General features: G+C 65.9%; 14 protein-coding genes and 1 pseudogene. 6 read left to right on the top strand and 9 right to left on the bottom strand.

What is annotated here, in order from left to right; all coding sequences use genetic code 11:
* Positions 1-175: 175 nt before the first annotated feature.
* Positions 176-481: a hypothetical protein gene (locus G3480_RS23345; protein ID WP_164656589.1), complete on the bottom strand. Its 306-nt coding sequence runs from the start codon at positions 479-481 to the stop codon at positions 176-178.
* A 480-nt stretch (positions 482-961) separates the two neighbouring features.
* On the opposite strand from G3480_RS23345, the gene G3480_RS23340 reads away from it, so the two are divergent.
* The 3 genes from G3480_RS23340 (at position 962) to G3480_RS23330 (ending at position 2,069) form a co-directional block, all read left to right on the top strand.
* Entirely contained in the window at positions 962-1,432 is a 471-nt protein-coding gene (locus G3480_RS23340; RefSeq protein WP_164656587.1) for a hypothetical protein, read from the top strand.
* A 134-nt stretch (positions 1,433-1,566) separates the two neighbouring features.
* Complete coding sequence (locus G3480_RS23335; protein WP_164656585.1) at positions 1,567-1,854, top strand: Rossmann-fold NAD(P)-binding domain-containing protein; 288 nt, start codon at positions 1,567-1,569, stop codon at positions 1,852-1,854.
* Positions 1,851-2,069, top strand: a complete 219-nt coding sequence (locus G3480_RS23330) for an anthrone oxygenase family protein (protein ID WP_164656565.1) — start codon at positions 1,851-1,853, stop codon at positions 2,067-2,069. Before G3480_RS23335 ends, G3480_RS23330 begins: the two co-directional genes overlap by 4 nt.
* Here the strand turns inward: G3480_RS23330 and G3480_RS23325 are convergent.
* Both G3480_RS23325 and G3480_RS23320 read right to left on the bottom strand, forming a co-directional pair.
* A complete protein-coding gene (locus tag G3480_RS23325) occupies positions 2,012-2,431 on the bottom strand; it encodes a globin domain-containing protein (RefSeq protein ID WP_164656583.1) in 420 nt (139 codons plus the stop codon). The genes G3480_RS23330 and G3480_RS23325 overlap by 58 nt on opposite strands.
* Positions 2,432-2,646: 215 nt before the next feature.
* Positions 2,647-2,913 (bottom strand): hypothetical protein, encoded by a 267-nt coding sequence (locus G3480_RS23320; protein WP_164656581.1) that lies wholly within the window; start codon positions 2,911-2,913, stop codon positions 2,647-2,649.
* Positions 2,914-3,126: 213 nt separating this feature from the next.
* Here G3480_RS23320 and mobH point away from each other — a divergent pair, with 213 nt between their 5' ends.
* From mobH to G3480_RS23305, 3 genes are read left to right on the top strand one after another with little or no spacing between them, the layout of a single operon-like run.
* Entirely contained in the window at positions 3,127-5,193 is a 2,067-nt protein-coding gene (gene mobH, locus G3480_RS23315) for a MobH family relaxase (protein ID WP_240906006.1), read from the top strand.
* Positions 5,183-7,048: a conjugative transfer system coupling protein TraD gene (gene traD / locus G3480_RS23310; protein ID WP_164656579.1), complete on the top strand. Its 1,866-nt coding sequence runs from the start codon at positions 5,183-5,185 to the stop codon at positions 7,046-7,048. Before mobH ends, traD begins: the two co-directional genes overlap by 11 nt.
* Positions 7,049-7,050: 2 nt before the next feature.
* A complete protein-coding gene (locus G3480_RS23305; protein WP_164656577.1) occupies positions 7,051-7,695 on the top strand; it encodes an IncC plasmid conjugative DNA transfer DtrJ family protein in 645 nt (214 codons plus the stop codon).
* A gap of 73 nt (positions 7,696-7,768) precedes the next feature.
* On the opposite strand, the gene G3480_RS23300 is transcribed toward G3480_RS23305, so the two are convergent.
* The 6 genes and pseudogenes from G3480_RS23300 to G3480_RS23275 form a co-directional block, all read right to left on the bottom strand.
* Complete coding sequence (locus G3480_RS23300) at positions 7,769-8,263, bottom strand: PIN domain-containing protein (RefSeq protein ID WP_164656575.1); 495 nt, start codon at positions 8,261-8,263, stop codon at positions 7,769-7,771.
* Positions 8,260-8,520, bottom strand: a complete 261-nt coding sequence (locus G3480_RS23295) for a UPF0175 family protein (RefSeq protein ID WP_164656573.1) — start codon at positions 8,518-8,520, stop codon at positions 8,260-8,262. The genes G3480_RS23300 and G3480_RS23295 overlap by 4 nt, the downstream gene beginning before the upstream one ends.
* A gap of 270 nt (positions 8,521-8,790) precedes the next feature.
* The gene (locus tag G3480_RS23290) at positions 8,791-9,078 is read right to left on the bottom strand and encodes a HigA family addiction module antitoxin (protein ID WP_420824640.1); all 288 of its coding nucleotides are present in this window, start codon (positions 9,076-9,078) and stop codon (positions 8,791-8,793) included.
* 30 nt (positions 9,079-9,108) lie between these two features.
* Positions 9,109-9,261 (bottom strand): annotated as a pseudogene (locus tag G3480_RS23285) (type II toxin-antitoxin system RelE/ParE family toxin); the annotation flags it as partial.
* 23 nt (positions 9,262-9,284) lie between these two features.
* Positions 9,285-9,584, bottom strand: a complete 300-nt coding sequence (locus tag G3480_RS23280) for a type II toxin-antitoxin system RelE/ParE family toxin (protein WP_164656569.1) — start codon at positions 9,582-9,584, stop codon at positions 9,285-9,287.
* Positions 9,581-9,871 carry a type II toxin-antitoxin system Phd/YefM family antitoxin gene (locus G3480_RS23275; RefSeq protein WP_164656567.1) on the bottom strand — a complete coding sequence of 97 codons (291 nt, stop codon included), beginning with the start codon at positions 9,869-9,871 and terminating at the stop codon, positions 9,581-9,583. The genes G3480_RS23280 and G3480_RS23275 overlap by 4 nt, the downstream gene beginning before the upstream one ends.
* Between the last annotated feature and the right edge of the window lie 321 nt (positions 9,872-10,192).

Below are 10,192 nucleotides of genomic sequence, written 5' to 3'. Positions count from 1 at the left end.
AGCGTCAGGCGCGGATGACTTCGCCGGTCTCGACGACCCGCTGGAGCGCGCTCCCCAGGGTGTGGGCCTGAAAGCGCGTGTTCTTCTCCGACAGTCGCGCCGCCCGGACGCCTGGCGAGCACGGGATCACGAGAGCGATGATGATAGGTGGCCGGGGTCGAGAAAGGCTTGGGCTCTACGCGCGTGTGGGAAGCAAGGGTGTCTCATTGGGTCGGCGATTCGTCGGAGTCTGGACGGACTTGTCGTCGGCGCAGGCATTCGTTCGCAGGCACCGCGCGCAGTTGTCCAGACAGAGCTGTTGCAGCGTCTGCTTGGTAGCGTGGTCGAGGCAATGCAGATCGGCCGCACAGATGGCCCCATCCTCCATCAGGCGCTGAACCAACTCCAGTGACATCTCGACACGCAGGGATTTCTGGCTCGCGTCAAGATGCGAGGCATTGGTGCCGCTCATGGCCATCCAATCGGGTGGATCTCTATACATAAACATGGCTCCTGTTCAGTAAGCGGAGTATCCCAGTTTAATTAAGAATGCGTCTCAATTCTTTTATTTCAAGGGTGTCGGCACGATGAGATCGGAGCAACAGCCAAGTGGTCCCGGGTCCGCTGGAATTTCGTTCCGGCGCATGGCCATGAAGGGTTTGCACAACCGGTGCCGCCATGCCTGTCGCGACCATGTCGATCCAGTCGGCATCGAGGTTGACGTCGTGCTCTGCGCGACGCATTCCAGAGATGGAATGGCGGCGGCCTGGCGTCCTCGGGATAGCGGAAGGAGTGGGGGGATGATGGACGGGAGAGGGTGCGCGTCCGAACAAAAAAATATCGAGGGTCACTTGCTTTAATAGCTACGCACAAGGGATCTTGCCATTTCAGCCCGGGCTTGGGCTCAAAATCCCTCCGGTCCGTTGCGATGTCCTTCTCGACGCGGTAGCGTTGCGCGCTTTCACCACCGCGAGCGTTTACCGTGACGAGCATCTTCCAGTTGACCCCCGTCCTGCTCCCCGCCTTAGGTGCATTGTCCGAACTCCAGATCGGCGACACCCTGCCCGCGCTGACGCTGAAGGATCAGCACGACCAACCCCAGGCGATCGGTCATAACACCAGGTTCGTGATCTTCACCCGGGAGAAAGACGCCTCGAATCTTGCGGACGATGTGCTGAAAGGGCAGACAGCCGAGACCTTGCAGGCCATCGGCATCCGCTATGTCGCGGACATCAGCAAGATGCCCGGCTTGGTGACATCGATGTTCGCGCTGCCGAAGCTGCGCAAATATCCCTACCCGGTCCTGTTGGGGCGCACGGCGGAAGAGACCAGCGCGCTGCCGCGTGAACCGGGCAAGGTGACGGTGATCGAGATGGACGGCGGGACGATCAAGGCCCTGCACTTCATCGACGAGGCAACCGCCTTACGTGCGCTCATGGGACTGGCTTCCTGACGGCGTCGAAATCGCGCATCAGGAACGACTCATCAACGTCGATCGCCCAGACGAGGAAACCTCGGCGGCGCGCTGAACTTCCGGGCTGAACGCCTGCTCTCGGACAGCGCTATGTACTCACCGGCCCGCGCCTGATGACGCTCGCAGACGTTGCCGCGGAGCTGAGTGCCGCCATTGGATGTACGTTACGCTATGCGCCGGTCACACCAACGGGCTTCGCGCAGACGCTCACCGCCCAGGGCCTCCCCGGGGACCTGAGTGCTTCCATCGCACACCTGGTCGCGGAGGTGCTTGATGGGCGCAACGCCTATCTCGGCGATGGTGTCCAGCGTGCACTCGGGCGCCCACCGCGCGATGTCCGGGACGATGCCCGTGCCACGGCGGCGGCTGGTGTCTGGGATCGGGACGAGGTGGTGGCATGAGCGTCCTGGCGCAGGCTCTCACCATCCTCTGCGCCCTGGGCGCGGCGACCGCGGCCGGGGTCTTCTTCACCTTCTCGACCTTCACCATGGCGGGTCTCAAGCGCCTGAGCGCAGCGCAAGGGATGGCCGCCATGCAAGCCTCTGGCGTTGGCGGCGGTCAGGGGACGAGCTGCTCCGCCGCGCCATCCTGCATGGCACCCGCCAAGGTGGTGTAGACCTCGGTCCAGGCGTCCTGGACCTCCGGCGTAAAGTCATCGCCGAGCGCCTGACCCAGCGTCCACAGCAAGGCATCGACCAGCTTGTCGTAGTCGGGACCGGTGACGCCATAGCAGGCGTGTTGAGCGCCCAGGTCCTCGAGTGCCGGCAGCAAGGCATCCAGGTCATCGAGCGCGTCGACGACGGTCTCCAGCATCACCAGGAATTTGCGGCGCTGCTCGGCCATCTCCGCCTGGAACAACGGCTGGGTCTCTGGGTGGCGCGCAAACAGGCGCCCGTAGAAGCGCTGCGCGGTGGGCTCCGCGAGCGGCTTGATCTTGGTCCAGGATGCACGGACGAGGGCGGTCGCTTGCGGGGTCATCGGATGCTCGTCTCCAGGGAGGACAGGTCGAGGTTACCCCGGATCGCCCTCAAGCGCATCCGCCCATCCGCACCAGACCAGTAACCACACCGAGGATCTGAATCTCACCAGCGCTGAGCGGGAGCGGCGCGACTTCGGGGTTGGCGGGCTGGAGCCGAATCCGGTCCGTCTCAACATAGAAGCAGGAGCGGTGGGCAGGCTTGCGCCCAGGGGCGTCATTGGTCGCGGATCCGCTGCCGCCCGCACCGCGCCCGCCCGTCGAGGGTCATCCCGCACCATTGCCCATCGGGATCGAGGGCGTGCTCGGTGCGCCCGCCACGCCAACTGGCGCCACCCAAGGATTCGGGCGGGCGATAGGCAACATAGGCAGGGAAGGGCAGTCGCGCCGGGGTGATCCGCACCGGCGTTGGCTCCGGCGGCGTGGCGCAGCCGCTGAGCATGACGCAGGCAAGGGAAAGCAGAAATCGAATGCGGTTGACCATGCCATCAGACCCACGAGTGCGAAACGGATGAGCCTACTCTGCTGCGTGGCCTGGTGCCGGCCGAAACGGTAAACCGAGCGGGTCAGGGTTCTTCTGGAACAACGGTAAAGACCGCGTTTACCGTTCTTCGTCGCCGGTGACCCCGGAGCATGCTTGGATAGGCGTTTCTGCCAAGCCTCCACGGCGGATGCGCGCACGACGATGCCCAGCCTCATGACCCGCTACCGAGCCGCCTGGGCCGCCTTTCGCACGGCCGACGTCGAGTCGCCGTCAAGCAGCCCTGCTGCTTCCGCAGCGCCCGCCGATCTTGACCCCGAGCAGGAGATCCCGCGCTATCCGCCCTTCCTCAAAGGCTTGCCTGTCGCCAGCACAGCCCAGATCCTCGCGACCCAGCGAGCACTCATCGCCAGCCTTCAGGATGCCCTGGCCTTCAGCGATGAGGACTACCGCACCCTGGTCCTCCCCCTGATCGAGCGCTACGCCGCCTTCGTCCATTTGCTGCCCGCGTCCGAAACCCATCACCATCGCGGTGCCGGGGGCCTCTTCCGGCACGGGCTCGAGGTCGCCTTCCAGGCCGCCCGCGCCAGTCGCGGACGGCTCTTCGCCCTCGATCGTCTGCCCGAGGAGCGGCGGATCCTTGAGCCACGCTGGCACCTGGCCGCCTGCATCGCCGGACTGCTGCACGATGTGGGCAAGCCGGTCGCCGATCTCTCGGTGGTCGACCGGAACGGGTCGTACCGATGGCAACCGCTCGACGAGCCGCTGGCAGAGTGGGCCGGTGCGCACGGCATCGACTGCTACTTCCTGCGCTGGACCACCCAGCGCGTCCATCACGGCCATGAACTCTTCACCGCCGCCGTGCTCCCGCAGCTCCTGACCCGGCCGGTGCGCCACTGGCTGATGGACCCCGACCCCCTGGTCTGGCTCACCCTGGGCCGGGTGCTGGCCGGGATGGACGACCAAGCGCTGCTCGGTGAGCTGATGCGTGAGGCCGATCGGGTCAGCGTCGCCCAGGACCTGCGCGAGAACCGCCTCGACCCGGACGCGCTCTCGCTCGGGGTGCCGATCGAGCGCTATCTGATCGACACCATGCGCTCCCTGCTGCGCGACGGGACCTGGACGGTCAACACGCCCGGGGCAGGGGTGTGGATCTTTCCGCCCAATCGGGTTCACCTCGTCTGGCCGGCCTGCGCCGAGGCCATCGTCCAGCGGCTTTCCGGTGAACGCATCCCGGGAATTCCACGCGATCCGGACACCCTGGCGGACATCCTCATCGAGCGTCATCTGGCGCGGGCACGACCGCTGGGCGAAGGCGTACCGGCTGCGCGTTACTGGCGACTCGCCCCGGCGCTCCTGGCCCACGAGCAGCCAGTTGAGCTGAGCTTCCTGCGTCTGGCGAGCCCTGAGCTGCTGTTCTCGGGGGTGGTGCCGCCGGCTACGTTGTTGGTGACCACGATCCCTGAGTCAGGCTCGGCGTCCGTCCTTGTGGAAGACGCGGGCGTCGTGCCGAAGGCGACGGCGGGTTCGACTTCGAGCCCTGCGATCGACCCCGGTCATGAAGATGTCCAGGGAATCACCGACAGGATCGGCAACGCCACACCGGCCGAGCCCTCTGAGCGGGACCATGCCCGCGATTGGCTGCGCCAACAGGGTCCGGCAGGAGACGTTATGATCGCCCTGAGCGAGGCACTCTCAGAGGATCGACTGACAGCCGATGCCTGTCCAAGCCTGATTCAGGGCAAGGTCTTTCTGCCGTACCCGCAGGGGCTTGCCGGGTGGGACGCAGTACCCGCAGAGATCCTTGAGACCTTTGTCGCCCGCGATTGGATCGAGCGTGATCCACTGCGCCCCATGCTCAAGGTGCGCGAACATGACGGGGTCTCCGGGGTGTGGCTGAGGCGCTCGGTCTCGCGCCGGTTGGTTGCTCTGGGACTGGGAGCCGACTCGGTCCCATCGTGTCCGCCGGAGACGATCCAGCCCCAGTCGGCGGCAATCGAGGCAGTCGTCGGTGATGATCCACCGAACCGGACCAGTGCGAAAGGCTCACCCGCGACCACCGTAACCAAGTATGCGCAGACCATTCGCCAACGCCTCCTCGCGCGCGATCCGACCCTGGGTGTCATCACCGAGCGCCCCGGCGCACTCTCGATCCCGCTGCGTGGCCCCATCCTCGATGGCGCCCGCCGCGCCGGCATTTCGGAGACCGCCCTGCGCCGTGCCCTCGAACGTTTGCCAAATGCCCGTCCGGTCGAAAAGGGCATCCTGACCCTTGTCCTATAATCCGCCCTGGCGGCCCAACTTCGAGCTGGCGGCACTTTCCAGCTGGCTGGGTTTGGGGCTGCTTGCGGCCTGCCTGCACGGCCACTGGGCACTGCATCAGCGTCCCTTTCAACTGCTGGCCGTGCTTGCGATCCTGATGGGGCTACGCTGGCTGCCCGCCGCGCTGCGTCACAGCCAGCGCCGGGCACGCCTCGGCGGGCAGCCGCTGAGCTTTCTGGATCCCGAGCGGCTTCGCGCACACGGCCAACGCCGTCCCGCCGATCTCTGGTTCGGCTGGGGCTTCGACTGGAACGCCGAGCATGCCCAGCTCGCCCTCGATCTGATCCGCGTCGGACCCGAGCGCATCGTGCCGGCCCATCCCGAGCTGGGCGCGCACTGGCTGCACGGACTTGCCCCGCGCGAGGCGCCGGTCTGGCTGCCGGTCGCGCACAGCGCCGGGCATCTGCTGATCGTCGGCACCACCGGCTCGGGCAAGACCCGGCTGCTCGAACTGCTGGTCGCCCAGGCGGTGCAGCGCGGCGAGGCGGTGGTCATCCTCGATCCCAAGGGCGATCAGGAGCTCCAAGCCTCCGCCCGGCGCGCCTGCGTGCGCTGCGGCGCGCCCCAGCGTTTCGTCAGCTTCCATCCCGCCTTTCCGGACCGCAGTCACCGCATCGATCCCCTCTACAGCTTCAACCGCGCGACCGAGATCGCCAGCCGCATCGCCGCCATCATGCCGAGCGTGAGCGGCAACGACCCCTTCAAGAGCTTCTCGCAGATGGCCCTCTCGCACGTCATCGGCGGACTGCTGGCCGGCGGGGAGCGGCCCAATCTGGTCACGCTGCGCCGCTACCTCGAAGGCGGCGTCGAGGCGCTGGTGGTCCGGGTCCTCATGCGCTACTTCGACGAGCAGACACCGGGCTGGGAGGGCAGGGCGGCGCGCTACATCGGCAAGGCGCACGACACCATGGCCAAAGCGCGCGGCCTGGTGCGCTTCTATCAGGAGATCCGCACCCAGCACCCCTCCACCGTCATCGACGGGCTGGTCTCGCTCTTCGAGCACGACCGGGTGCACTTCTCCAAGATGGTCGCGAGCCTGCTGCCGGTGCTCAGCATGCTCACCGCCGGTGCGCTCGGCCCGCTGCTCTCGCCCGACAGCGACGATCCCGCCGACCCGCGTCCGATCACCGCCATGGCCCGCATCGTCGAGCGTGCCCAGGTCGCCTACATCGGGCTGGATGCGCTCTCCGACGGCATGGTCGGGGCGGCCATTGGCTCGATCCTGATCGCCGATCTGGCCGCCGTTGCCGGCGACCGCTACAACTACAGTGTTGAGCATCGCCCGGTGAACGTCTTCGTCGACGAGGCCGCCGAGATCGTCAATGACCCCTTGATCCAACTCCTGAACAAGGGTAGGGGCGCCGGACTGCGCCTGACCATCGCCACCCAGACCTTCGCCGACTTCGCCGCGCGCACCGGCAGCGAGGCCAAGGCGCGACAGGTGCTCGGCAACCTCAATACCCTGATCGCCCTGCGCGTGCTCGACAGCGAGACCCAGGAGTACGTCACCGCCAGTCTGCCGAAGGCCCGCCTCAAGACCCTGACCCGCACCCAGGGCACCTCCACCCAGCGTAATCCCCTGCAGCACTCGGGCAACGTCGGTGAGCAGCTCAAGGAAGAGGTGAGCGACCTGTTCCAGCCGGCGCTCTTGGGGATGCTGCCCAATCTGCACTACATCGCCCGTCTTGCCGGTGGGCGGATCGTCAAAGGGCGGCTACCGATTCTGCGCGAGCCAGCCGGAGTCGACGCGGCCCAGGCAAGACGGCGTCAGGGGAGGGCGCCCGAGGGCGCCCAACCGGATGAGCAGGCCCGCTGACCATGCCGGATCCTGAGCCTGGCGATGCGCGGAGCCTTGTCGGTACGGGTGGCATCGCCGTGCTGCTCCTGCTGCTGGTCGGCCTGATCGGGATCGCGTGGTGGGTGCCGACGGAGTGGCTGGAGCAGGTCGGGACGCTGGAGCGGGCCTGGTCTCGACAGGCGCTCGGTGAGCGGAGCGCCGTGGCGGTCTTGGACTTGGCGCGACGCTGGGTCGCGATGCAAAGGGATCAGAAGGACGCGTCGATCGCGGGCCAGTCGATGCGCGCCGACCCTCAAGTCTCCGTCCTGATCGATGGGGTCGATCCGGACTGGCTCGTCGACCGCGCGAAGGCAGTCCGTCTGCTGGTCGAGCTGGCCTGTCTGCGTGCCGCCCTGCTCACGGCCTGGGCGCCGGCCCTTGGGCTGCTGCTCGTCGCCGGCGTGCTTGAGGGCCACTGGCGCTGGCGGATCCGTCAATTGGGCTTCGACTACCCGAGCCCGGTCGCCCGCCAGGCGAGTCAGACGGGTCTAACGCTGGTGGTTGGGCTCCTGCTGCTGACCCTATTGCTTCCGCTGCCCCTGCATCCGTTCGTCATTCCCCTCCTGACCCTGATCGCCGTCCGCCTGATCGGCACCGGCATCACGCATCTGCCCAAACAGCTGTGAGTCAGCGGTGTTGTCGCGCATGCGGTTCCGCCCCCGTTCTGGGCGTCATCCGCGCTGGCCCCGGCGCTGGGCTTCAAGACGATTCACGCGCCTTCTCAAGCGCGAGCCGATACACCGAATCACCCAGCCAGAAGCCGGCATCGGTTCTCAGCGCATCGAGACTCGGCCGGATGGCTGGCAACAAATCGCGTTGCTTCGCCAGCAGCAGAACCCCGACCACGCCCATGGGCGTCAATCCCTGTTGCTGTGCAAGCCGACGTCCGTCCTGCTCGTCCAGCAGGATGAGATCCGCGCCCAGTTCGACCGCGAGTGCGATGCTCGCAGATTCGCCCCGGTCGAGATCCCGCTGCAAGGCGCGCATCAGCGCCTGGTTGTTGGGTGCCTGGCGAATGATCCAGGACGCCTGTGCAACCTCATCGCGACCGGGCCAGGAACGACCGTTGGCGTTCAACTCATCCCAGACCGCATGGGCGATTTCGACACGACCGAACAGCCTATACAGCAAATCGAGTTGGCCGATCGCGGCGAGGTTGGTCAGTGGCGAGGTGTTGCTGACCACTCGCCTCATGACGCCGAGCGGTCCCAGTTGGATAAGTTGTCCAGGTCCTCGAACAGATCCGCCTCGTCGTAGTGAGCGGGTAACTCCCGCGACGCCAGTAATTGCCGAAACCGCCACAGTGACATCCCAGCCAGCTCTCTCGCCTTCCCGATCGAAAGCCGCCGTTGCACATAGAGACTGATGGCAAGCTCCTGTTTGAGCTGGTCCGGTGACAAACGGGCGGAGTCCAGGATGTCCTGCGGAATGTCGATCTGAGTTGATGCCATCTGTGACTCCTGACGGATTTGATGAGCGAGCCTCATTCTGCTGCTCGGACTGATGGGTGTCGAGTCACAACTCAGGAGGTGATCACCACAGTCTCGCGTTTCGCTTCCTCCAAGATCTCCGGCGACAGGCCGCGCCTTTTCAGCGCCGCGATCAAACGCATCGGGGTCAGTTCTCGCATCGTTGCAATCCGGCCCGCACGGCGCGTCCCACGGTCGGCATATGGATACCGACGAAAGCATGCGAGGCGTTCTTGAGGGCAACTTCCGATCTCAAGCCGCCTCACGCGGGATGACCTCGCGCTCGATCGTCGCGCGTGAATCCAACTCCGCGCGGCGCAGATCGAAGCTGGATTGTAGGTTCAGCCAGGACTGCGCATCACCGCCGAAGTAGCGCGCCAGGCGCAGCGCCGTATCAGGGGAGATGGCGCGGCGCTCTTTGACGATCTCATGCAGTCGCGTCGCCGGCACGCGCAGCGCCACGGCCAAGGCGTTCACGCTCATGCCCAAGGGGACGAGAAAGTCCTCGCGCAAAATCTCACCCGGATGCACCGGGCGCATAGCGTTGGTGGGTGTCATGGCTGGGCCTCCTCAGTGATCCTCGACAATCTCGACATTGAATGCATCGCCTTCTCGCCACACAAAGCACAGCCGCCACTGCGCGTTGATGCGGATGCTGTGCTGTCCCGCGCGGTCGCCGCTCAGCGCTTCCAGACGTTTACCCGGCGGGCTGCGCAGGAAGTCGATTCGCGGCGGCGTCGGGCGTCTCACCGGACGTGCTTGGCTGGCTCCATCCGGCCATGCAGCACGCGGACGATCTCGATCGACTCTGGCGCATCGGCGCCGCGTCGAAAATAGATCACGTGGCTTTGCTGCGGATAACTGTAGAGCCCTTCGACGAGATCGGGCCTGGGCTGCCACAAGGTGGCGTTCTCGCTGAGCCAAACGAACCGGGTGACCAGGGCATCGATGTACCGGTCGGCCTGATCGAGGCTCCATTGTTGGGCGGAATAGTCCCAGATCGCGGCGAGATCCGCTTGCGCGCGTCCCGATAGCCGGTAGGTCACTTGTTCGCGAGTCGCTCGCGGCCAGCGGCCTTGATCTGTCCGGCGAGCGTGGGAAGCTCGTCAGTCCTGTACTCGGTGTAGGCACCCCGTTCGAGATCCGCGATCCCCGCAGTCATCTCGGCGCGCAGTTGCTGAAGCTTGATGGCGTTTAGCTCGTCGTACTCTTCTTTTGAAATGACGACAGCGACGGCGCGCCCGTGGCGCTCAATGACGACCGGCTCGCGTCGAGCGGTATCCAGCAAGTGGCCGAAGCGGGCCTTGGCGTCGTGGGCGGAAAGGCTTTGCATGCGGAACCCCGAGGTAATGGCCTAATTGGACCAAATTAGGCCAAACTCGGTGCCGGCGCAAGTCGGGACAGACCCAGTCCGGGGATCGCCTGCTCGACTCGTTTGCCTGTCGATTGGGTTGGTCGACGACAGTCTAGACCCTTCGCCCCCGAAGGCCCGCCGTTCCGCGCTACCCAGTCCGCGCCGCTTGAGCGCCGCCCGTGATCCAGAGACGATCTTGCCCACTGCCCACTGCCCACTGCCCCCTGCCCACACGCCACGGGCGCAAGCCCCCGGCCCCGGAACGCATCGTCAGCGAAAAAGCCGAGTATGGGTACGCGG

Source organism: Thiorhodococcus mannitoliphagus (assembly GCF_010915725.1).
GTDB lineage: Bacteria > Pseudomonadota > Gammaproteobacteria > Chromatiales > Chromatiaceae > Thiorhodococcus > Thiorhodococcus mannitoliphagus.
The sequence above is the reverse complement of the archived record's forward strand: the minus strand, read 5'-3'. Positions and strand labels throughout refer to the sequence as shown.

Excerpts from the sequence above, each read along its gene's own strand:
- G3480_RS23320 (WP_164656581.1), bottom strand. The coding sequence starts at position 2,913 with ATGGTCAACCGCATTCGATTTCTGCTTTCCCTTGCCTGCGTCATGCTC.
- G3480_RS23305 (WP_164656577.1), top strand. The coding sequence starts at position 7,051 with ATGCCGGATCCTGAGCCTGGCGATGCGCGGAGCCTTGTCGGTACGGGT.
- G3480_RS23335 (WP_164656585.1), top strand. The coding sequence starts at position 1,567 with ATGACGCTCGCAGACGTTGCCGCGGAGCTGAGTGCCGCCATTGGATGT.
- mobH (WP_240906006.1), top strand. The coding sequence starts at position 3,127 with ATGACCCGCTACCGAGCCGCCTGGGCCGCCTTTCGCACGGCCGACGTC.
- G3480_RS23300 (WP_164656575.1), bottom strand. The coding sequence starts at position 8,263 with ATGAGGCGAGTGGTCAGCAACACCTCGCCACTGACCAACCTCGCCGCG.
- G3480_RS23275 (WP_164656567.1), bottom strand. The coding sequence starts at position 9,871 with ATGCAAAGCCTTTCCGCCCACGACGCCAAGGCCCGCTTCGGCCACTTG.
- G3480_RS23325 (WP_164656583.1), bottom strand. The coding sequence starts at position 2,431 with ATGACCCCGCAAGCGACCGCCCTCGTCCGTGCATCCTGGACCAAGATC.
- G3480_RS23345 (WP_164656589.1), bottom strand. The coding sequence starts at position 481 with ATGTATAGAGATCCACCCGATTGGATGGCCATGAGCGGCACCAATGCC.
- G3480_RS23330 (WP_164656565.1), top strand. The coding sequence starts at position 1,851 with ATGAGCGTCCTGGCGCAGGCTCTCACCATCCTCTGCGCCCTGGGCGCG.
- G3480_RS23295 (WP_164656573.1), bottom strand. The coding sequence starts at position 8,520 with ATGGCATCAACTCAGATCGACATTCCGCAGGACATCCTGGACTCCGCC.
- G3480_RS23290 (WP_420824640.1), bottom strand. The coding sequence starts at position 9,078 with ATGCGCCCGGTGCATCCGGGTGAGATTTTGCGCGAGGACTTTCTCGTC.